Annotated in this window: 16 protein-coding genes and 1 pseudogene; 16 read left to right on the forward strand and 1 reads right to left on the reverse strand. The window is 40.3% G+C overall.

Annotated elements, in window-relative coordinates; translation table 11 throughout:
* Positions 1–216: 216 nt before the first annotated feature.
* Entirely contained in the window at positions 217–1116 is a 900-nt protein-coding gene (locus CA265_05415; protein ARS39141.1) for a hypothetical protein, read from the reverse strand.
* Between the two features lie 811 nt (positions 1117–1927).
* Here CA265_05415 and CA265_05420 point away from each other — a divergent pair.
* The 16 genes and pseudogenes from CA265_05420 (at position 1928) to CA265_05495 (ending at position 24485) form a co-directional block, all read left to right on the forward strand.
* Entirely contained in the window at positions 1928–2128 is a 201-nt protein-coding gene (locus CA265_05420; protein ARS39142.1) for a hypothetical protein, read from the forward strand.
* A 272-nt stretch (positions 2129–2400) separates the two neighbouring features.
* Positions 2401–3431, forward strand: a pseudogene (locus CA265_05425) (epimerase).
* Positions 3428–4072, forward strand: coding sequence for a nucleoside-diphosphate sugar epimerase (locus CA265_05430; GenBank protein ARS39143.1), 645 nt, complete (start codon positions 3428–3430; stop codon positions 4070–4072). The pseudogene CA265_05425 and the gene CA265_05430 overlap by 4 nt, the downstream one beginning before the upstream one ends.
* Positions 4069–4866, forward strand: coding sequence for an AraC family transcriptional regulator (locus CA265_05435; protein ARS39144.1), 798 nt, complete (start codon positions 4069–4071; stop codon positions 4864–4866). The genes CA265_05430 and CA265_05435 overlap by 4 nt, the downstream gene beginning before the upstream one ends.
* A gap of 305 nt (positions 4867–5171) precedes the next feature.
* Complete coding sequence (locus tag CA265_05440; GenBank protein ARS39145.1) at positions 5172–5918, forward strand: hypothetical protein; 747 nt, start codon at positions 5172–5174, stop codon at positions 5916–5918.
* Between the two features lie 367 nt (positions 5919–6285).
* A complete protein-coding gene (locus CA265_05445) occupies positions 6286–9594 on the forward strand; it encodes a SusC/RagA family protein (GenBank protein ID ARS39146.1) in 3309 nt (1102 codons plus the stop codon).
* A gap of 27 nt (positions 9595–9621) precedes the next feature.
* Positions 9622–11400 carry a RagB/SusD family nutrient uptake outer membrane protein gene (locus CA265_05450; GenBank protein ARS39147.1) on the forward strand — a complete coding sequence of 593 codons (1779 nt, stop codon included), beginning with the start codon at positions 9622–9624 and terminating at the stop codon, positions 11398–11400.
* A 31-nt stretch (positions 11401–11431) separates the two neighbouring features.
* Positions 11432–12265, forward strand: coding sequence for an endonuclease (locus CA265_05455; GenBank protein ID ARS42895.1), 834 nt, complete (start codon positions 11432–11434; stop codon positions 12263–12265).
* 147 nt (positions 12266–12412) lie between these two features.
* Positions 12413–14047 carry a glycosyl transferase family 2 gene (locus tag CA265_05460; GenBank protein ID ARS39148.1) on the forward strand — a complete coding sequence of 545 codons (1635 nt, stop codon included), beginning with the start codon at positions 12413–12415 and terminating at the stop codon, positions 14045–14047.
* Between the two features lie 443 nt (positions 14048–14490).
* Positions 14491–15636, forward strand: a complete 1146-nt coding sequence (locus CA265_05465; protein ID ARS39149.1) for a sulfatase — start codon at positions 14491–14493, stop codon at positions 15634–15636.
* A 161-nt stretch (positions 15637–15797) separates the two neighbouring features.
* Positions 15798–18911: a SusC/RagA family protein gene (locus tag CA265_05470; protein ARS39150.1), complete on the forward strand. Its 3114-nt coding sequence runs from the start codon at positions 15798–15800 to the stop codon at positions 18909–18911.
* Between the two features lie 27 nt (positions 18912–18938).
* Complete coding sequence (locus CA265_05475; GenBank protein ID ARS39151.1) at positions 18939–20459, forward strand: hypothetical protein; 1521 nt, start codon at positions 18939–18941, stop codon at positions 20457–20459.
* A gap of 44 nt (positions 20460–20503) precedes the next feature.
* Positions 20504–22819 (forward strand): sulfatase, encoded by a 2316-nt coding sequence (locus CA265_05480; protein ID ARS39152.1) that lies wholly within the window; start codon positions 20504–20506, stop codon positions 22817–22819.
* A gap of 72 nt (positions 22820–22891) precedes the next feature.
* Entirely contained in the window at positions 22892–23485 is a 594-nt protein-coding gene (locus tag CA265_05485) for a hypothetical protein (GenBank protein ARS39153.1), read from the forward strand.
* Positions 23437–24156: a hypothetical protein gene (locus tag CA265_05490; protein ID ARS39154.1), complete on the forward strand. Its 720-nt coding sequence runs from the start codon at positions 23437–23439 to the stop codon at positions 24154–24156. Before CA265_05485 ends, CA265_05490 begins: the two co-directional genes overlap by 49 nt.
* A 17-nt stretch (positions 24157–24173) precedes the next feature.
* Positions 24174–24485, forward strand: coding sequence for a hypothetical protein (locus CA265_05495; protein ID ARS39155.1), 312 nt, complete (start codon positions 24174–24176; stop codon positions 24483–24485).
* The last annotated feature ends 145 nt before the right edge of the window (positions 24486–24630 follow it).

The raw sequence follows: 24630 nt of genomic DNA on the forward strand, positions 1-24630 counted from the left end.
GTCTGCTGTTTAAATCCATTTCCCCTTTTTTCACCTTAATGAAAACACAAAATAGCCTCAGCTTTCTATTTTTACTAAACGAAGTTAATAAATACTAAACTTATAACTGGCTGAATATTAACATGTAATTACCACAAATTGACAATTATACAACTTCAATGAGCATTGAAAATGGCTTCTGATGTAATTGGTTTTATTATAGGGTGGATGAAATAGCTAAAACCTATAACCGATAGATGCCGCTACAGAGAGGGCTTCAAACTCTACTTCATTAAGACGGGTTGTACTGCTGGTATTATTGTTGAACAACAATACATCTGTGCCTTTTTTGGCAATACCATAGCGGTAACTTGTTCCAATCCCAATATCCCACTTCTCATTGTAAATGTATTTCATTTCCACATCTGTGTTGAGAATATATCCCTTTGCCTGGTGTAGATAACTTTTTGGTTTTGCCAGGTTTTCCCTGAGGTTCCAGTTGCCATATCCTTTGTTTTTGACGTAATAGCCGGCTAAATTGTAACTAACCTCAAATGCTTTAAAGGGGATTAACTTAAAAGATATTGTTGGCCCGAAGCCATTCCAATTGGTTCTGTAATAGGAGTTCAGGTTTTCTATATATACCGAAGGGTCTGATGTTAGTCCAGTCTCCTTAGCATTCAAAATATAATTTTTCTGGAACTGGCCCAGGTAGCCAGCCTTTGCTGTTATGCTAAAAGTTTCGCCCTTGAAAATTTGATAACCTAAACTTGCGGTGATGTTTCGGTTGAAACCTGCTGTAACGCCATAATAGCTAGAAAATATATCCGTGCGGTTGTCAGATGCATAATCGATATCGGATAAGGTACCTGATTTTATAAAAAGACTATTAAACTGAAAATCAGCGATATTTTTTTTAAAAAATATTGTTTGCAGATTAAATCCATATCCTTTTTGAACTACATTCTGCCATTTTAACTCAGAAAAAACATTAGGGCCACTACCTGCTGGTGTTCCCGCAATCGAAAAATTAAGATCGGATACTTGATAGATACCCTGTACAGACAACTTTGCTTGCGCAAAAACAACATTAGTCGCTAACAAGATTAATATAACAGTTAACCATTTTCTTTTCATCTTAATTTTTTCTACTTAATCATCTGCATTAATGTGTCGTTATTCTCTAATGCCTGTTGGTTTTATTGATTAACATTATTCTGATGATAGAGAAGCGGTAATGACGCTGAGCCAGAAAATCTGGCGATTAACTATTTCTATCATTAAAGGCCTTAGCCATGTTCATTTCCGGATAAAATTGCGCCATTGTAGTCATTATTGATATCTTCCCCTACATATGTTTTAATGGTAAAAGCTGTACTGGTTTCAGCTTTAAACAAAATTAATAGTTGCTAAACAACTGGTTGGCTCGATTTTACCTTATATAAACAGCATATTAACTGTGGCTTACTTAAACACGGCTAAATGCTATATCATTTTTTATCCTGGATTTTCCACTTAACATTTTTTGAATCTGGATCGTAATTTTGATATTTCAATGAAACTGGTCAATCCTTTTTTGGCTATAAATACCGGTAATTAAAAAGTTTCACCAGTGTTCAGATCCCTTAGCGAGATGTCTCTTAATTCTCCAATGCCTCCGAATGTAAAATTCAATCCAGAAACTTTTCCAATTGTGTTTTTATAGGCGGTGGTAAACAGCTGTTTACCATTTAAGAAAAATTTCACTCTTTTGTGTCGGACTAATAATCGTATATCGCCTCCTGATCTCAAATCTCTACCCAATGTGCTCAAGTCATATTTACTTCCTTCTCTGCTGCTTTCAGAGAAAGAGCCGTAAGCCCAGGCCGTGCACCCAGGTCTGAGTATCAATATATCATGTCGTGCCTGGATAGCCTTGGGCTGATAGCCCTTTTAGTGATGGGGTGCTATGGCTTTTCATACATTAGAAAAAAATTATAAACCAGCGGTTGGCATAGGCAACAAAAATTTTAATGAGATATTGATGTTTCGCCTTGATGACTTTCAGCAAATCAGCAATGAATTTATTGCTGATTTGAACTTTTGCTCCGTTGGGCCTTTAATAGATCTTAAAGTACTTTCTGTTTTTAGACTATTTTCAAACCATTGAATAAAAGCGATGGAGACCCGTTTGGGTTTCGAGCTCCATATTGGCACTTAGGATGCAAAAATAGTTTCTTATTAATCTATTTCTTGATTCGATGCTGGTCATCTATATCCTTTAGAAAAGGAAACCCATAATTTCTCATTATTGCAATACTAGGTTCTATTCGGATTGTGATCAGCTATCAAATGCTGACCTTTACAGCAAGTAAATTTGGACCTTATAACAAGCTTTTTGACTTTTTTATCGTTGAACTTTGTCTTATCAAAACTTCAAAAATGGAAAATAAAGAAACAGTTTTAGTTACAGGTGGATCGGGTTTTATAGCTTCTTATTGCATGATTACCTTATTGAAGAATGGTTTCAAGGTAAGAGCAACGCTGCGTTCCCTTCACAAATCAGAGTTGGTCAAACAAATGCTGAAAGAAGGGGGTATCAACTCTTTTGAAAACTTAGCTTTTGTGGAAGCCGATTTGCAAAATGAGCGCAGTTGGAAGAAAGCCGTCGAAGGATGCCAGTATGTTATCCACGTGGCTTCACCCACACCAAATACCGATGCAAAAACAGAAGATGATTTTGTGGTTCCTGCAAAAAATGGTGTGCTGTTTGTACTACGTGCTGCTAAAAAAGCAGGTGTAAAAAGAGTGGTACTTACATCTGCTTTCGGTGCTGTAGGTATGGGAACAACAAAAACAACACCTTACACCGAGGAAGATTGGACGGTCATCAACGAGACTGTTGCACCTTACCAGCGTTCTAAGACCATTTCGGAGCAAGCGGCCTGGGATTTCATCAAAAATGAAGGAGCGGGCATGGAACTTTCCGTGGTCAACCCGACTGGTGTTCTGGGGCCTGTGCTGGCTGATGATTATTCCCATTCCATCCAAACCATTAAACAGATGCTCAATGGCGAAGTAAGCGGATGCCCTAAAATGAGTTTTGGTTATGTAGATGTACGCGATGTAGCTGACTGCATTTTAAGGCAATGACGATGCCACAGGCTCTTGGTCAGCGTTTTATTGCCGTAGCCGGAGAAAGCATTTCAGTATTGGACATCGCTAAAATTCTTAGAAAAAACTTAGGCGATATGGCAAGTAAAGTACCAACCAAAGAATGGCCTAATTGGTTGGTAAAGTTATTGTCGGTTTTCATTCCAAAACTTAAAATGATAGTGCCCCATTTAGGGCTAATAAAAGAAGCCAGCAACGAAAAGGCAAAAACATTGTTGGGATGGAAGCCAAAAAGCAATGAAGAAGCTATATTAGCTACTGCAAATAGTCTCATCGATTTAAAAATTGTAAACGTATGAAAGTAATCATAACAGGTGCCACCGGAATGGTGGGCGAAGGCGTACTTTTCGAATGCTTAGATCATCCTGTGGTAAGCGAAGTGCTTATCATTGGAAGAAAACACTATGATAAAAGCCATCCAAAACTGAAAGAATTGATTTTAAAAGATTTTTCGGAAATCAATAATCATTCGGATTTATTGAAAACTTACGACGGATGTTTCTTTTGCGCGGGCGTAAGTTCTGTTGGCGAGAATGAGGAAAGCTTTACTAAAAAGACCTATGATTTTGTAGTTCCATTTGCCGCAACAATTTCAGATATTAATCCTGGAATGACTTTTATTTATGTATCGGGGAACCGCACTGATAGTACAGAAAAAGGAAAAGTAATGTGGGCAAGGGTAAAAGGAAGGACCGAAAATGCATTGATGAAACTGCCGTTCAAGGGGCAGTATAATTTTCGTCCGGCAATAATGACAGGAAGCAAAGGACAGAAAAATGTAAAGACAATTTATAAAATTTTGGGCCCGCTGATCTCGCCATTTTTTCCGGCAAAAACATTGAAACTTTCTGAAGTAGGGAAAGCGATGATTAATGCGGTGTCAAAAGGTTATCCAACACAAATTTTGGAAGCAGACGATATTTTTAAATTGTCGAAATGAAAATAACCGAAATAAAATCCTGCATCGTAGGTCCGGCACTTTCGGCAGAACAATTCATCGCCGAGCATTTCTTTGTATTTCTGGCAAAAGGAAAGATGAATGGCTATGATGGCAACAAACATTATGTGTTGAAGCCGGGCGAAAGTTGCCTTGTCCGGAAAAATCATTTGGCCAGATACAATAAAGTACGGGACAATAACGAGTTCGAGAAAGTGATCATTTTTTTTGATGAAGTGTTTTTAAAAGCATTTCAAAAAAAACACTCCATTGTATTCAAAAAGTTTATTTCAAAGGATGCATTTGTTAAACTGAAAAAAAATGATTTAATCAATAGCTTCTTGTTGTCGTTAGAACCGTACTATAACAATTCGGGAAATATCAGCCCAACTTTCTCAGCCATTAAAAGAGAAGAATTATTGCTCATTCTATTGCAATTACATCCAGAGTTGGCAGACATTCTTTTTGATTTTGGCGTTCCTGGAAGATTGGACCTGGAAAAATTTATGCAACAAAATTACAAGTTCAATGTGAGTATGGAAAGGTTTGCATTTCTAACGGGACGTAGTTTATCTGCATTTAAAAGAGATTTTAAAACTATATTCGAGGAAACACCCAATCGTTGGCTGTTAAAAAGACGTTTGGAAGAAGCCCGTTTTCTCATTGAAGAAAAAAAGCAAAAACCGACCGACATTTATCTTGATTTAGGCTTTGAAGATATAACCCATTTTTATTTTGTGTTTAAAAAGGAATTTGGCATCACGCCGAGTGAAATTAATGGTCCTAAAAGAGATTAATACATTTCTTATTATTCCTCCAGAATTTTTGAATAACCGCCTAATTCAATCAATTCGTCCGCAAAGTGGTTCGAATTACGCACTATCGCTGATCACTTATGGGCAAGGTACCAGCACCGCAATGTGATGATTGGATAATTCAATCAGCAATCATATCTCCGCCATTCATTTCATCATCCACTAGCTTTTATAAGGCTAGCATTACTCATTTAAATTGAATTTACATTCTTTACAATTCTTTTTACAATATTACTGGTGATGGAATGCGCTGGCCAAATTAGATTTGTCAGACTAATTGTGTTCCTATGAAAACAAAAACTATTTTATTATTTCGGGCGATGATGTTTCCCCTATCGGGTTTTGCCCGGCAAAAGGAAAGTTCGGTAGGCAAGCCTGTTGCCGGGTGGCCTAAAATTGCGCTGATTAACCAGCCCATAAAAAATAAATATGTAGTGGTTTTGGCGATACTGTTCTGCCTGATCAATACAACTATGGCGAGGCAGCAGCCAGCTGGCAAGCCGATTGTTTACAAATTAGATTTGAACATGAGCAAGCTCTTTTGGAAGGCTACTAAGGTTAATGGTGGACATAATGGCTTTCTTTTGTTCAATTCGGGCGTATTATATGCCGATGCAAAAGGGAAATTTCGTAATGGCAATTTTGTGATGAATATGACTTCCATCACTGCGGTGGACAAGTTGCTGCCACGCGAAAACAGGGAATCTGAACAGGTAGTCAAGGCGGGTAATTTCTTTGCAACTACCCAATATCCTACAGCTAACATCAATGTGAAGTCTATTGTAGCAACGGGTAAGGTAAATCAATATCAGGTAACTGGTGACCTGACCATAAAAGGGGTGACCAAACCGCTGGTATTTGTGGCTACAATTAGCCCTAATGGAAGTGGTTTAAAAGCTGAGGCTGAAATGGATATTGACCGAACAAAATGGGGCATTACCTACAAATCAGGTAATTTCTTTTCCGATTTAAAGGATGAACTGATTTCTGACATGATCCATATTTCGTTGAATTTGGTATTTTACAAAGGATAATCGTAATAAAATAAATATCAAAGAATATCCAATTTATCCGCGCTGACAAAAGCAAGGAATTTCACCCTTAATCAGAAAGTGCCTTAGGAAACTCCTATGGCACTTTCTTTTTTTAGCTCACAATCTTTTTTGTTAAACCTTTAGCATTTGGCGGTTAGTGTAGTTTATCGCTAAACCCCTAACGCTCTCCGCTAAATCCTAAAATAAAAAAATCAATCTCCCCATTCCTCACCTCATTCATTTCGGCTTTAAAAATTAAAGTAAGTTAATATAGTGTTTACATAGGTCGAGTAGCTTTGCCAGCATTCTAAGGGACCCAGAATATAAACTAAAACGGTTTAGAACCGATTACTAATTTTTAATTAACATGAAAAAACCTTTACTGCTTAAGCGGAAGTTTTTGCTATGCGTATCATTGGCAAGTCTATTATCCGGTGTAATCTCAGTACCTGCAAACGCTGCGATTTATTGGGATCATGCAGTACATGCTATAAAAAAGCAAGGCACAGGAACCATCAGTGGTAAGATCGTTGATGAAAAGGGCGACCCACTTCCGGGTGCAAGCATACTGATCAAGGAATTAAACAAAGTTGTACAAAGCAAACCTGATGGTAGCTTTAGCATAAATGTTCCGGACGGAACCTACAATATTCAGGTAAGTTTCATCTCTTACACGGCTGTAACCTTAAATAAAGTTGTAGCGAAAAGCAACGAAACAATCACCCTAAATGTAACCCTTAAAGGAGAGACCGGAAGTTTAAACGAGGTGATTGTTGTAGGATATGGCACCCAGAAGAGAGAAAATGCAACCGGGGCGGTTGATCAGATTACCTCTAAGAGCATTGAGAACAGACCGATTACCAACCTTACACAAGGGCTTCAGGGACTTCTTCCAAATCTAAATCTGAAAATGATGGATGGTAAGCCCACCCAGTCACCCAGCTATAATATCAGGGGTACAACTTCCATCGGTCAGGGTGGGAGTGCGCTGATCCTGATCGATGGTTTTGAGGGAGACCCGAGTCTGCTTAATCCCAACGATGTTGAGAGTGTCTCCATCTTAAAGGATGCTGCCTCTGCAGCCATTTATGGTGCACGGGGTGTTTTTGGTGTTGTGCTGATCACCACTAAAAAAGCTGAAAAAGGGCGCACAAGTGTTGCATATTCATCCAATTACTCAATAAAAAGCCCATTGCAGGTTCCAGATTATGTAACTGATGGTTACACCTGGGCAAAAATGTTTGCTGAAGCTTTTGTAAATGGCGATGGTGCTTTTCCTCAAAATGCGAACAAAACCCAGAAATTCTCGCAGGCATATCTTGATGAGTTTAAGAAAAGAGCAGAATCTGGTCAGCCTTACAATCAGATCGAGGTTAATCCAACTACAGGAGAATATACTTATTATGGCAGCACCGATTATTATGCCGAGCTGTATAAAAAGAATACTGCTGCCTTTGAAAATAACCTGTCGGTAAGTGGTGGTGGTGATAAAGCTTCATTTCTGGTTTCAGGACGTTTCTTAAATCAGGGCGGTTTGTTTAGATACAACAGCGATGATTATGATATGAAAAATATCCGTGCAAGAGGTGCTGTTCAGGTTTTTCCATGGCTGAGTATCGAAAACAATGCCGATTACTCCGTGATGAATTATCACAATCCAATTAACGTTGGTGAAGGTGGCGGTATATGGCGGAACATTGCCGACGAAGGAAAGCCAACAATGCCTTTGTTTAATCCTGATGGATCATTAACTTTCGCCTCTGCATATACCGTTGGCGATTTTATCTACGGCAAAAACGGGATTGATACCCGACGTCAGGTTTTTAGGAATATTACAGGCTTACGAAGCAGTTTTTTAAACAATAAATTAAGGGTAAATGCTGATTTTACCTTTCGCAATACCAATAACGATATCGACCAGAAAAGGGTGCAGGTGCCTTATAGCAATGTACGCGGCGTAACGGCCTACGTAGGGACAACCACTAACGATCTGTTGTTTGATAAACGGGAAACGAATTACCTGGCCACTAATATTTATGCCGAGTTCGAAAACCGTTTCGGGGCTGATCATTATTTAAAAGTAATGGCAGGTTACAATTATGAGCAATCTACTTATAACCGCGTTGCCATTCAGCGAAATGGAATTATTTTTGAAGACGCCACAGACCTCAACCTCGCTTTGGGCCAATCAATCAACACAGGTGGAGGATATGAGCAGTGGGCTATTTTGGGTGGTTTCTCCAGGTTAAACTACGCTTTTAAAGATCGTTATCTGGTAGAGGTAAATGCACGTTATGATGGATCATCAAAATTCCCTTCAAATCAGCGTTATGGATTTTTTCCTTCAGTTTCAGCAGGATGGAGGATCAATAAAGAGCCTTTCTGGAAAGTATCTGATAAATTTATTTCCGATTTAAAATTAAGGGCTTCTTACGGATCTCTTGGAAACGGTAATATTGCTTCCTACGCATTTCAGGAGATCTTCAATATCAGCCAATCCAATGTTATTCTGAATGGTGTTAAACCACAAACAACCAAAATTCCGGCAGTATTGCCAGATGGCTTAACCTGGGAAACCTCTACCACGACCAACTTTGGTTTAGATCTGACCATGCTTTCAGGCCGTTTGACATTCACAGGAGATGCTTATGTCCGTAAAACTACTGATATGTTTACTTTCGGGCTTACGCCACCCGCAGTGTTTGGGGCCGATGTTCCCAAAGGGAACTATGCAGACTTAACAACCCGTGGCTGGGAAGTTTCGGTAGGCTGGAATGACCGGATCGGAAGATCGGATAAGCCCTTCAGGTATAATGTGAGGCTAACCCTTTCTGATAACAAAACCAAGATCGATAAATACAATAATCCGGATAAGTTATTGAGCGATTATTACGAAGGACAAACTTTGGGAGAAATTTGGGGCTATGAAACCGAAGGTTTCTTTATTGATGATGCCGATATAGCAGCTCATGCCAAACAGGATCCACAGATGAGGGCATCTCCAACAGGTAAATGGTTCCCTGGCGATATCAAACTTAAAGACCTGAATGGAGATGGTTTTATCAACGTAGGCGAGAATAAAGTGGGCAAATCCGGAGATAGAAAAATCATCGGTAATTCGGCACCAAGATATCTTTATGGTATTAATCTGGGTGCAGACTGGCATAATATCTCATTTTCTGTATTCTTCCAGGGGGTAGGCAAACAACAATGGTACCCAAGCACCGAAACAGAAATGTTCTGGGGGCAGTATAACAGGCCATATAACAATATCCCAACTTTTCATTTGGGCAATATGTGGACACCACAGAACACCGATGCCTACTTCCCAAGAACAATGTCGAGGGCGGCATCGAGTAATACCAACCGTACACTTGGCGTGGCGCAAACAAAATACCTGCAAAATGTGGCTTACCTGAGAATGAAAAACCTTCAGGTGGGATATAACCTGCCAGCCAAATGGATAAACAAGATTGGTGCACGCAGTGCGAAGGTGTTTTTCTCGGGTGAAAACCTATTTACCTACTCGCCGATGTACAAAATTGTAAAACATACCATCGATGTAGAAAATGCCGTGCCTTCAGATCAGGACCTGAATCCAAACAGTACAAATGGTGATGGTTATAACTATCCTTTAATGAAATCTTACTCCTTTGGATTAAACATTGGTTTTTAAGCTGTGGATTACTAAATAATAGAAATGATGAAAAAACAATATATCTGGATTCTTTTGGCCTGCCTGAGTTTGGCCGCCTGCAAAAAGTTAGATCAGCAACCAGAATCAACAGCCTCTAAAAAAGCTGTTTTCGGTACAGAGAACGGACTAAAATTATATACCAACTCCTTTTATGGCATGGATTTTCTTCCCAAGAATTCTACCAGCCAGGATGCAATGTCCGATTATCTGGCCGTGAAGTCCGTTCCTGATTTTATCCGCGAGGGTGGTTTTGCCGCCAATAACAGCTCTGGCTGGACCTGGAGAGATTTAAGGAACATTAATTATTTTATCGAAAACTGTAACGATCCCGCCGTGTCAGCTACAGTTCGCAATAACTACCTGGGTATAGCACGTTATTTCCGTGCTTATTTTTATATGGAAAAGGTAAAGCGTTTTGGCGATGTACCCTGGATTAACAAGCCTTTAGATATTGACGACCCGGCATTAAATGCAGGCAGAAATAAAAGAGAACTGGTTATGGATTCAGTACTGGCCGATATCAATTTTGCCTGCGCCAATATTCTGGCCACCAACGATGCCAGCAGAACCACAATTACCAAATGGGTAGCCTATGCCTACAAATCCCGGATCTGTCTTTTTGAAGGCACGTACAGGAAATATCATACCGAGTTAAGTTTGGGTGCAACGGCAAACAAATGGCTGGAAGATGCTGCCTCAGCTGCCGACGAGATTATCAAAAAGGGTGGTTATTCACTTAATACAGCTGGAGGTGCGGGGGTATCTTATCGTCAGGTATTTACAAGCAATACACCGTTGGCAAATGAAGTGCTTCAGGCAGCTGTTGCTGATGTTAACCTTGGCGTATTAAATGAGGCCAATTGGTGGTGGACCAGTGGTACCTACGGTGCTAAAGCAAGTTTTACCCGCACCTTTATTAATACTTTCCTGAAACTGGATGGTACACCATATACCAACGATCCGGCTTATAGTACAATGCTTTTTAAAGATGAGGTGAAAAATCGTGATTTAAGATTGAAGCAAACCATCCGTTTAGGCGACTATAAAAGAATAAGCAGTGGGCAGCAAGTGCCTGCGCCGCCAGTTTTCTCTTATACCTTTACAGGTTACCAGCCGATCAAATACACACTTGATGATACTTACTTTGATGCAGGTGCCCTGAATACCAATGCAATAGCCTTATTTCGCTATGCAGAAGTATTGCTGAATTATGCTGAGGCAAAAGCCGAACTGGGTACTTTAACTGACGCGGAGTGGGCTTTGACCATCGGTGCACTACGATCGAGGGCTGGAATTACCGGAGGCTTAAGTATCAAGCCAACCTTTGCTGATCCTTATTTAACTACCAATTACTTTCCAGGAATTACTGATGCCACCTTACTGGAGATCAGGAGAGAACGTGGTATTGAGCTGAGCCTGGAAGGACTGCGTTATGCTGATTTATTGAGATGGAAAAGAGGCCCTTTGATGGAGCAAGAATGGAACGGTTTCTACGTGCCAGCTTTAAATACTCCTATGGATTTAAATGAGGATGGTATTCTGGATGTTGCATTTTATCAGGGAACACGCCCAACACCTGGAGTAGCAGGTGTAACTTATGTGGATGTTTCTGCAACCATTGGTGGTGCGGCCAATTCACAATTGTTGAAGAACGGTAGTTCTGGCGAACTTACCTGGATGAAAGAAATTCCACGAAAATGGAATGAGCGAAATTATTATTATCCAATTCCTTTAAGCGATCTTCAACGAAATCCTAACCTGAAACAAAACCCAGGCTGGGAATAATTACTGATTTAACAGATAAATAAAAATGAAAATAAAATTATTGTTGACTGCACTATTATTATCCTTAACTACATTGGTGGTGAAGGCGCAGCAGATTACCATTGGTACCTTTAATATCCGTTATGATAACCCTGCTGATTCAGGTAATTTATGGATAAACAGGGCGCCTGTTGTTGCTAACCTTATCCGCTTTCATAAGTTCGATGTACTTGGAATTCAGGAAGGTTTAAAAAACCAGTTGGATGATATTTCTAATGCCCTGCCAGAATACGCGCGGTATGGCAAGGGAAGAGATGACGGTAAAGATGGAGGGGAACATTCTGCTGTTTTTTATCGTAAAGATCGTTTTAAACTGCTTAAAAGTGGTGACTTCTGGTTATCTGAAAGCCCTGATCAGCCAGGGAAAGGATGGGACGCCACCTGCTGCAATAGAATTTGCTCATGGGTTTTCCTTGAAGATGTGCAAAGCAAAAAGAAGTTTTATGCCTTTAATGTACACTATGATCATCAGGGGGTTGTTGCCCGTAAAGAAAGCAGTAAACTAATCTTAAAAAAGATAGCTGAAATTGCCGGTGATGCACCAGCCTTGTTAACCGGCGATTTAAATGGGGGCAGAGACAGCGAATGGTATCAAAGAATCGCAACTTCAGGTGTTTTATCAGATACACATACAAAAGTTAAGTTTCCGTATGCCAATAATTCATCTTCAAATGGGTTCCGCACGCCACGTGGGCAAACCGTAATTGATCATATCTTTATAAGCAAACAATTTACAGCAACCAGGTGGGGCATTTTGACGGATACCTATTTTGGTAAATTTCCTTCAGATCATTTTCCGGTATTGGCCGAAGTTGAACTGAAATAGTCAAACTTCCTTAAAATTCCGGTACGGACTAATCATAAAAAAGGATCTTTTGAATAATCGTTCAAGAGATCCTTTTTTATGTATTAGATTCTGGCAAAAATTTAACCGCTTTCCTTTATCTTTGCCGCGAATTTAATATTCCCAATCGTGATTAATGTAAATAACATCTCCGTTTCATTTGGCGGAACCACCCTTTTTAGCGACGTAACCTTTTCGATAAATGAAAATGATAAAATCGCCCTAATGGGTAAAAATGGTGCAGGCAAGTCGACCATTCTAAAAATTATTGCTGATGTAGCTAAACCTACTTCTGGCAGTGTAACTGGTCCGAAAGAAGCCGTAATTGCCTATTTGCCACAGCACTTGCTTACGCATGATAACGTTACTGTTTTTGAGGAAACCATGAAAGCTTTTGCAGAGGTGAATCAAATGCAAAAAGAGCTTGATGAGCTGAACGAGCAGCTTACAATTCGTACCGATTACGAAAGCGACGATTATATGAAGCTGATCGAACGGGTATCAGAACTGAGCGAGAAATTTTATTCGATTGAAGAAACCAATTACGATGCAGAGGTAGAGAAAGTATTAAAAGGCCTGGGTTTCGAACGTAAGGACTTTACCCGCCAAACCGCTGAGTTTTCGGGTGGATGGCGCATGCGTATTGAGTTAGCCAAAATTTTATTAAAGAAACCGGATCTGATTTTACTGGATGAGCCGACCAACCACATGGATATCGAAAGTATTCAATGGCTGGAAGATTTCCTGATCAATTCGGCAAAGGCGGTGATGGTCATCTCACACGACCGTACCTTTGTAGATAACATTACCAATCGTACCATCGAGGTAACCATGGGTAGGATATACGATTACAAAGCCAAATACACCCATTACCTGCAATTGCGCGCCGAGCGTCGTGTACACCAATTAAAAGCTTACGAAGAACAGCAACGTTTTATTGCCGATAACCAGGAATTTATCGATCGTTTTAGGGGAACCTATTCTAAAACTTTACAGGTGCAATCGCGTGTAAAAATGCTGGAGAAACTTGAAGTCATTGAAATTGATGAAGTGGATACCTCGGCATTAAGATTGAAGTTTCCTCCCTCACCACGTTCAGGTCAGTATCCGGTAATGGTAGAAGAGCTGACCAAAACTTACGGCGATCATGTAGTTTTCGAAAAAGCATCAATGGTGATCGAGCGGGGAGAAAAAGTGGCTTTTGTGGGTAAAAATGGTGAAGGAAAATCGACCATGATTAAAGCCATTATGAACGAGATTGATTTTGAAGGTGGTTTAAAGGTAGGGCACAATGCTAAAATTGGCTATTTTGCTCAAAATCAGGCGGCTTTACTTGATGAGAACCTAACGGTATTCGAAACCATTGATCAGATTCCGTTAAGCGATGGCTCAATAAAAATCAAAGACCTTTTAGGCGCTTTTATGTTCAGTGGCGATGATACCACCAAAAAGGTGAAGGTACTTTCAGGTGGAGAGAAAACCCGTTTGGCCATGATCAAGCTGTTGTTAGAACCCGTAAATGTATTAATCCTCGATGAGCCAACCAACCATTTGGATATGAAAACCAAAGACATTATTAAAGATGCGTTGAAAGATTTTGATGGTACTTTGATTTTGGTATCACACGACCGCGATTTCTTAGATGGATTGGTACAAAAAGTATTTGAATTTGGCAATAAACGTGTTCGTGAACATTTTGAAGATATCAAAGGTTTCTTAGCCTATAAAAAAATGAATAGCCTGAAGGAAATTGAGCAAAGCTAAATCAGATTTCCAATAAAAATTTTGAAAGCAGTTCTGAAAAGGACTGCTTTTTTGTTTGAAGCGGATTTTTGAGTTTGTCAGTATATACCAGATTACCAGGTCAACTCACCAGCTTTTTCATTATAGTATTGGCAATTCTGTATTTTTTTAGGCCATTCTTTTTGCAAAATCCTTAATGTATCATGCTGATTATTTAATATTTATAATAAATCTACTATATCCATAGATAATATAGATATATTTATATATTTGCACTGTCAATGTTACACATAACGATATGAACCATCTTTACATTAACAAATCTACTCGACCTGATTTTAAGTTGAATGTTGTTTTAAGCCATGCTGAAACCTGTTGTAGAATAGATGCAGATTGTTGTATGTGCAGCTAACAACCAAGCGCTCGTCACAAACATTATTTAGTATATCCTTATTATCCCTTTTATGAATCTCCTTTTCAGGAAACTGGTAATCAGCTCTTTGGTTATTTTTCTGGCATGCCCTTTTTTGAACTTCAGGCAGGCATACCCGGTGGTTAAATCTCATCCGGTGGCTGATGCTGTTTTATCTTGCTGTTCAGCTAAGCTTCCAAACAGGTATGGAGTGAAGTTTACAACATTAAACCAGTCTAAAGAAAATACACCCGGTGTTGCGGTAAAGACCATCAGTGGAATGGTTTGGATAAAGGGCGGAAGTTATTTAATGGGGGGCGACGATAAGCAGGCACAGGCCGATGAATATCCGAAGCACCGGGTAAGTGTTAAAGGTTTTTATATTGATGTGACCGAAGTAACCAATGCCCAGTTTAAAAAGTTCGTCGATGCAACACATTATAAAACTACTGCTGAGCGCACGCCCGACTGGGAGGTGATCAAAAAACAGCTTCCGCCTAATACGCCTAAACCTGACCCCAGTTTACTCGTAAAAGCTTCGCTGGTTTTTAAGCCAAGTGTCAATAAGGTCGATTTAAATGATTATTCTCAATGGTGGGTATGGACCAAAAATGCGGATTGGAAACATCCCCATGGGCCAAAGAGCGATATTAAAAATAAAGATAATTACCCTGTGGTCCACATCTCTTTTGAAGATGCAATAGCTTATTGTAAATGGGCGGGAAAACGTTTACCAACCGAAGCGGAATGGGAGTGGGCAGCGAGGGGTGGACTCGAAAATAAAATCTATCCCTGGGGTAATGAAGCCCTCAACGCAGGCAAAGTGAAAGCAAACACCTGGGAAGGAGAATTTCCTAATCAAAACGCGAAGAAAGATGGCTACTATTATGCCGCACCGGTAAAGTCTTATCAGCCCAATAACTATGGGCTGTACGATATGGCGGGTAATGTATGGGAGTGGTGCTCAGATTATTACGATAGCCGGTATTATGCAAGTGCCAAAGTTTTCGATAACCCCAGAGGTCCGGCTAAATCTTTTGATCCTGACGATACTTTTGCCATAAAAAGATTGATCAGAGGTGGTTCCTTTTTATGTAATGCCAGCTATTGCTCCGGATATCGGGTTGCAAGGCGAATGAAAACATCAGAAGACAGCAGTCTGGAGCACCTTGGCTTCAGATGTGTAAAAGATAAATAACCAGATTCTTAACTATAAACCAAAACAAATGAAAATGAACTGCAGAAAATAAAAAAAGGGAAAAATTTTCATTTCTCCCTCCAAACTAAATAAATCTTCGAACCAGGTTCTCAATTGGCGTTGGCCCTGATTCAAATGGTAACTTAATTCTAAACAAAATTATGCAAAATTTCTATGAAGTACGTGCCCGGCGCACGCTTACTTCAAAATTTCCTACACAATACTTTAGGAAGCTATTCTCTGTTTCTTTCATCGGAAGAAAAAAAATAACCTTCAGCTTCCTGATTTTATTCTTGCTGCTTGTACTTTCAAAAAATGGGCATGCGCAAACCACTCCGCTTATTAATTCAACTTTAACCGGAACGGTTAGAGATGCCAGAACGGGTGAAACCTTACCAGGCGTAAATGTGGGCATAAATGGCACTACCCATACGGCACTAACAGATAATAATGGTATTTTTCGTTTCGTAACTGGACAAAAATTCCCCTATACGCTTACCATTAGTTTTGTAGGCTATAAAACATTGCAGGTAGTAGCCAACGGCTCGCCGCTTGAAGTAAAACTTGAGGAACAGGTAAATACACTGAACAATGTAGTGGTAGTGGGTTACGGAACGCAGAAAAAAAGCGACTTTACAGGTTCACTTTCCTCCGTTCCCACTGAACTGAAAGGCGTTCCGGTGGCCTCACCAGACCGGCTTATCCAGGGTGCAATTTCTGGTGCCCAGGTTACCCAATCCAGCGGACAGCCTGGTGGTGGCGTTTCGATCCGGGTGCGTGGTGGAACATCTATTAATGCGGGGAACGAACCCCTTTATGTAATTGATGGTTTCCCGGTTTACAATGGCGATGCATCAGTTGATGCCGGTATCACCAACGGACCGGCCATCAATCCACTTTCTGCAATTAATCCAGCCGATATCGAATCGATAGATGTACTTAAGGATGCTTCTGCAACTGCAATTTACGGCTCTCGTGGTGCAAATGGTGTAATTCTGATTACCACTAAAAGAGGCAGCAAAAACAGTTTTTCCATTAACTACAGCGGTTATTACGGTACACAAAAAGTGAGTAAGAATATAGGTGTATTGAATGCCAGGGAATGGGGAGCGCTAAAAAACGATGCCCTTACCGATGCGGGTAAAGCGCCCTTTTATACCCAGGCGCAGTTAGACCAGCTTGGAGAAGGAACCGACTGGCAAAGCGAGGCTTTCAGAACAGCACCCGTGCAGAATCACAGCCTTTCGATTTCGTCGGGCAATGAAAAAACACGTTTATTACTTTCTGGAAATTACTTCAAACAAGAAGGGGTAATTTTAAATACAGGTTTTGACCGGTATTCGGCAAAGCTAAATATTGATCATGAAGTAAACGCTAAATTCAAATTGGGGGCTTATCTGAACGGAAGTATAACCCATGCCGATGTGGCACCAAGCGGGATTGTGGCCAATATTCTTTCTATGGTACCCGTTGTTCCGGTAAAAGATGCTAATGGGAATTTTACGGCAAACAGTAGTTTTGGGGCAACGGTTGCAAACCCGATAGCTACTTTAAGCTTGCAGACCAACGAAACAAAAACCACCAGGTTTTTGGCCAACAGTTTTGGAGAATATACCATTATCGATGGATTAACAGCCAGGGTTTCTTTAGGTGCAGATATCATCAATAACAAACAGAACAGATACCTGCCATCTGCACTTTACGAAAGTCTGCCAGGTGGAAATGCATCAATAGGCGCTTTATCAACATTAAACTGGCTAAATGAAAATACAATTAACTACAAAAAAACAGTTAATGGAAAACATAGCTTCGATATCCTTTTAGGTAATACACAACAAAAATCGGTTACCGAGGTTTTTACCGCAGGTACTTCAAATTTTGTTAGCGATGCATTTAAATACAATAATCTGGCTTCCGGAACGGTGCTGGCAACCCCAACATCATTAAAAACAGAGTGGGCACTGCAATCCTTCCTTGCCCGTATCAATTATGCCTACGATAATAAATACCTTTTAACCTTAACGGCCCGCGCCGATGGATCTTCAAGGTTCGGTATCAATAACAAATGGGGAACTTTCCCTTCGGCAGCAATTGCCTGGAATGCCTCGAATGAGGGATTTCTTCAAGGCATAAAAGCCATTAGTTCGTTGAAATTCCGTTTTAGTGCGGGTGTAACCGGTAACCAGGAGATCGATCCATACCGATCACTTTCGCGCTTGTCGAGTTATCAATACACTTTTGCCAATACCCTGGTTAATGGTTTAGCCATAGCCAGTTTTGCAAACCCTGATTTAACATGGGAAAAAACAGCTCAATATAACTTTGGTATCGACCTGGAACTGTTTTCGGGCAGAATCCAGTTAACAACTGATGTGTATTATAAAAGAACTTCAGATTTATTGCTTGAAGTTCCGGTGCCCTATTCTTCAAGTTTGACCAGTGCATTTCAGAATTTAGGTGTAGTCAGGAACAAAGGGGTAGAGTTAGGACTGAAAACCATAAACTTCCAGGGCGATTTTAACTGGACAACCAACCTGATATTTTCTGCAAACAGAAATAAAATTATTACGCTTGGTGGCGCGCCTTATTTCTTTGTTACAGATCCGGCCAGTCCCACCACTTTACCAACCCAGATTATTAAAGTTGGCGAATCGGTCGGTGCATTTTACATGTACGAAACTGATGGTGTAAATCCTGCTACGGGCTTACAAAAGTACAAAGACCTGAATGGTGATGGTGCGATAACGCAGGATGCCGATCGCAAGATTGTGGGTAGTTCTCAACCAAAATTTTTGGCAAGCATAACCAATACTTTTAGGTGCAAAAATTTCGATTTGTCGGTTTTTTTCAATGCCTCGTATGGGAACAAAATCTTCAACTGGACGCGCGCCAACCTGGAGTTAGGAACTGGTTATACCGGTGCTGTAGCGACATTACTTGACCGCTGGACACCGACCAACCGGAATACTGATGTACACAAAGCCATCGAAAACCCGGCAGTAACTATTTCTGACCGCTTTGTGGAGGATGGCGCTTTCATCAGACTTAAAAATGTTTCTATTGGTTATAGCATTCCAGGCCGCTTACTCTCCAAATTGAAATTAAGTGCACTAAGGGTGTATGTCTCAGGTTCTAACCTTTACACGTGGACGAAGTATACTGGCTACGATCCGGAGGTAAGCACCAATGGACAGAACTCGATAAGCACGGGGATGGATAGGGCAGCTTATCCGAATGCAAAATCAATTCAGGGTGGCATCAGCCTAACGCTTTAATTTTTTCAAAATCTAATTTTTATTACGATGAAAATAAAATATTTACTGCTGGCAATTGCTGTTGCCAGTCTTTCAGCCTGCGTAAAACTGGATGAAAACCCAAAATCATTCATCTCGCCAGAGCAATTTTACAAAACAGCTGGCGATGCTGTTTCTGCTGTTAATGCCATATATTATCCAATGGTTGACAATAGCACAGGTGCTCAGCCGATATATAACCGGCTGTTTTATACAGGATTGGATTTCCTGACGGATGATCTGGATGCTGGTCCGGGCTCTCCCAATGCAGAAGTAAGGGCACTGGCCAAGTTAACCCATGCTTCTACAAATTTACGCATCCAACAAATCTGGACGGAACATTACGAGGGCATTAATAAAGCTAATATTGCCCTGGAAAGAATTCCTGCGATAGAAATGGATGGCAAACTTAAAAACCGCTTACTTGGTGAAGCCAAATTTTTGAGGGCCTTTTATTATTTCAATTTAGTCAGGCTTTATGGCGATGTTCCATTGCTGTTAAAAGACCAGACACAGTTGAGCATTGCTGAACTGCAGGTACCACGAACACCGAAAGAACAGGTTTATCTGCAGATTATCAATGATCTGGAAACCGCGGCCTCTTTATTCAAAGCGGGCTCAGGCGGTGAAGCAGGTCGTGCTACCGAAGGTGCTGCGGTGGCCTTGTTATCCAAAGTGTATTTAACCAGAAGAGATTGGGCCAATGCCGTGAAATATGCCGAAGCCGTAATTACAGGCAGTTATGGTTACGCATTATTTGATGATTATGCACAGGTTTTTCTTCCGGCATATAAAAATGGAAAAGAGCACATTTTTTCTGCACAGATAAAAGGAAGTACAATCAGCACCGGTCATTTAATTACCTCAAGTGATATCCGCTCCGGTGTTCCCGGATTAAAAGGATCCTACGGAAATCAATTGGCTTTTTATACCGTTGGAAGCGATAATTTTTTCAGTCTGTACAAACTTTATTCGGGAAAGGATAAAAGAAAGCGTGTATCATTTGTCACTTATTATACCAGTCCGACAGATGGTAAAAAGTATGCCACGATCAATGCACCAGGGGATTCTGTTCCTTTCATCAATAAAAACTGGGACCCTAATTATGCCAGCACCGGAAACTCTGATGCCAATATGAACATCTTACGTTTTGCAGAAGTGATTTTGATAGACGCTGAAGCTGAAAATGAACTTAACGGGCCAACAAGCAAAGCTTATACTTCAATTAACAAAATCAGGAAAAGGGCTGGCCTGGCCGATTTAACAACAGGATTAACCAAAGATCAGTTCAGGGATTCGGTTTATCTGGATCGCCGCCTCGAACTGGTAGGCGAATGCCACAGGTATTTCGATCTGATCCGTCAAACGGGAACCGAAGTTACAGGCGTTGGTCCTGAAGGGAAAGGGATTTTACTTAAAAACCTGAAGCTGGTTGGAAAAACGAATGTAGCTGCGCGACATTATTTATATGCCATCCCACAGGGTGAAATTGATAGAAACCCAAAACTTACCCAAAACCCAGGCTGGTAAGAAACAAATTTTTAGAAAACCATAAACTTTAAATGATACGTATTATGAAAAGGATACATTATAAGATTGCGGGAGCAGCTATTTTAATATCATCGATATTTCAAGCGGCATCTGCACAAACATCAAACCCATTAACATCCGATCAGGGTTTTAAAGGCAAAATTGGCAGAACAGCAGCCGAATCTCAGGAATATTTTCCCGAAAAGAAAAAAGCACCTGCTGGTGCACCAAATGTAATTGTATTTTTAATTGATGATGCCGGTTATGGCACATCGAGTGCTTTTGGAGGTTTAATGCAAACACCGGTGTTGGATAGTTTGGCCAATAATGGGTTACGTTATACTAATTTCCACTCTACAGGAGTTTGTTCCCCAACACGTGCTGCGCTGCTCACTGGCCGTAACCACCATTCGGTACATATGGGTACCTTAAATTACAGTTCGAGTGGTTTCCCGGGTTATGATGCAATTATGCCAGCCGATAAGGGAACAATTGCCGAAGTGCTGCACGAAAATAACTATAGCACCTTTGCTGTAGGAAAATATCATGTTGCGCCGATCAATGAAATTACAGCAATTGGCCCCTACGATAGATGGGCTGTTGGCCGGGGTTTCGATCACTTTTATGGATTTCAGCTGGGGCATACCGATCAGTATCATCCAAATCTTTACGAAGACACTAAAGTTGTTGATCCGGAACCAAATGGGAAACACCTGACCACGCTATTAGCTGACAAAGCGATCAACTATATTTCTAATCAAAAATCCATTGCACATGATAAACCTTTCTTCCTCTATTTTGCAACCGGTGCAATTCATTCTCCGCATCAGGTAGATAAAAAATGGAGCGATTTGTATAAAGGCAAATTTGATAAAGGCTGGGATTGGTACAGAGAAGAAGTTTTTGCCCGTCAGAAAAAACTGGGAGTAATCCCTGCCAATGCGGTGCTGCCCGATCGCGATCCTACGGTTAAAGCCTGGAATAGCTTATCGCCAGAGCAAAAGAAAGTATATGCCCGTTTTATGGAAATTTATGCGGGTTTCTTAACGCATGCGGATTACGAGTTTGGCCGCATTGTTAACTATGTAAAAGAAATCGGACAGGCAGACAATACGGTGATCCTGGTGAGTATTGGCGATAACGGATCAAGTCACAGCCCGGAGCATGGTAGTTTAAATGGTTATATCAGCTCACTGGATGAAGATAAACAAGTTGCAGCGTTATATAAAAACATTGATAAACTGGGTACAGAACACTCTTTTGAAGATGCACCCTCAGGCTGGACCCAGGCAACCAATACACCGTTCAGGTTATGGAAAGCAGACCCGAACAGTGAGGGCGGTACGCACCAGCCGCTTATTGTGTATTATCCGAATGGCCAGTTAAAAAAGGGCGATATCCGCGGTCAATACGGGCATGTAATTGATATTGCACCAACCATATATGAGTTAACAGGAGCAAAGGTTCCTGAAGTTATTAAAGGAAGTGTACAGAAACCGATTGAAGGGACAAGTTTGGTTTATTCATTTAAAGATGCCAATGCCGAAAACAGGCACAAAATTCAGTACTATGAGTTATTTGGAAAGCGGGCCATTGTGAAGGACGGCTGGAAAGCTTCTGTTTTTCATAAATCCGGAAGTGATTTTAATCAAGATGTATGGGAGCTTTATAACCTGAATGACGATTTTAACGAACGTATTAACCTAGCTGCAAAATACCCTGAAAAAGTAAAAGATTTACAGGCACTTTTTGAGCAGGAGGCCATTAAGTATAATGTATTTCCATTAAATGATAATGCACTCGGCCACAGCGTCGGCGGAAGAGCCCGCAGTCCTTTTGGTCTTGATAAAAAGGTGGTGCTTTACCCGGGTATTGAGCAGTTTTTAACCCTTAGCGGACCACAGTTCCAGAACGATGCATTTTCAATTACTGCAGATGTTGATATCAAATCGGCAGGAGCACAAGGAGTTTTATTTGCTACCGGCTCTGAATTTGAAGGTTTAAGTTTATTTATTAAAGATGGCAAATTTGTAGTGGCACATAACACAGGCAGCATTGTTAAGTATCTGGAATCGAATGTTCCGGTTTCAGTTGGCAAATCAAAACTGAAGTTCGAATTTAATTTCACTGCGCCGGCTCACGAAAGTAAAGATAAAAATGCACCTGCAGGTACTGAGGCGATTTATATCAATGATAAAAAGGTAGGCGAGCGCAATGTTGTTGCTGCAGAAGGTAGAATTGCAATATATAAAGATGGGATCGACGTAGGTGCAGACAGAAATTCGACTGTAACCGATCGTTACAAAGCACCCTTTAACTTTACGGGAAAGTTAAACAACATCACTATTGAATATAAATAAGACGATAAATAACAGGCTGCCATCTTTTGGTAGCCTGTTTTGTTTTACTACAATTTCTCAAATCGATATCAAATGAAAATAATACTCAGAATTTTTATGCTCGCTGTTTTGGCAAAAAGCACATGGGCACAAGATAAAGCCGGTGATCCTATTTTTAATGGCAATAAATTGTTCGCCGATGTAAAGCAATACGTTGACTTTGGGATTCACAGAACTGCGACAGATGGCGATAACCAAACATCGGCATGGCTGAAAAATAAACTGGATAAATTAGGGTATAAAACCGAATACCTTTATTTTCCGGTGAAGCAGTATTTTTTGGAAAGCGCTTCACTACAAGTAAAAAATAAAGTATTAAATGTATTTCCGCTTTGGCCTGTTGCCCAGGCCAATGTGTCTTTAAATGCGGTTTTAGTTGATGCAGATAAGAACAAACAGTCAGTTTCGGGAAAAATTGCCATCATCAGATTAAAAAAAGAAGACCGTCAATACATTGACCGTTTAGAAAAACTCGATCGCTTTAATGATTTGATTGCCCGGCATGCCAGTGCTATAATTTTGATTGTGGATAATGAAGCAGGCCAAATAGCTGCTTTAAATACCCAACCAAATGCATCGTGGAAAATTCCTGTGGTCAGATTGCACCAAAAGATACCGCACAGTTAATCAGCGGTGCCACAGCTTCCCTTCAGATTAAAGGCAGTTTAAAAGATGTACAGGCACGTAACGTAATCGCCAAAATTGGATCTGGCAAAAAAGAAGTCATTGTTTCTACTCCAATTAGCGGCTGGTTTACCTGCGGTGGAGAGCGCGGACCTGGAATTGCAATTTTTAATGCCATCGCCGAATGGGTAAGCGTTACCAAACCACCGTATACCTTTGTTTTTATCGCAAATTCATCTCACGAACTGGAAGATCATAGGGGAACTCATGTATTTATTGATAAAAGGGCACCAAAACCAGAAAATGTCAGGCTGTGGGTGCATTTTGGTGCGAGTTTTGCCATAAACGCATATCAAAAAACAACTGACGGAATAAAGAAACTTGATGCTGTTGATCCTAAGAGGAGGGTTTATTATAGCTCAAATATGGAGAATACAATCCATAAAGCCTTTGATAACAGACCGATCGCTCAGCTGAAGGATGTTGCCTTAGGAGAGCTTAGTGTAGCCAAAAAATACGGGTACGCTTCTTATTTCGGTTTTGTTGGGGCCGATTTTAATCCTTATTTTCATACCCCAGTTGATGATGAGACCGCAACATCGCCAAAAATATTAGAAGAAACGGCTTTACTGATCAGGAATGCAATTGAATTAGAATTGGCAAATCACTTGTAATGAAATTTAGATGATTTATGGAAAATAAGATAGATGAAATGCTAACAAAATATAACCTGAATACGGAAGATAGCATTTTATCTATTTTGGAAGATTTTAGAGATGAAAATGAGGTTCGCGAATATTGTATGAGGGTTTTACAGGCCTATCCTGACCTGAAAAAAGAAGACTGGATAATCGGAATGGAAGGGGGGGACTACATTTACAGTTTTGAGGGCAATTTTATTTTTATCACCGATGATATCTGGAGTTTTAATTTAGTGGCCAAAAAGCCTGTATTGGAATTATTGGCAGAGAAAATGAGATTGTTGAGGCAATCAACGCTTTGAAAGAAGAGGAAAGATAAAACAGTTTAATTTTATGGTGTTTTGCCTTACTTTATCTGGTGGTAATTAAGAAATCAAACACTCCATCATTCCATAGGCTAGCATATCCTTTACCAATTCGGTATTAGCAAGCGAAAATTTATATTTG

The sequence above is a fragment of the Sphingobacteriaceae bacterium GW460-11-11-14-LB5 genome, from assembly GCA_002151545.1.
Lineage (GTDB): Bacteria > Bacteroidota > Bacteroidia > Sphingobacteriales > Sphingobacteriaceae > Pedobacter.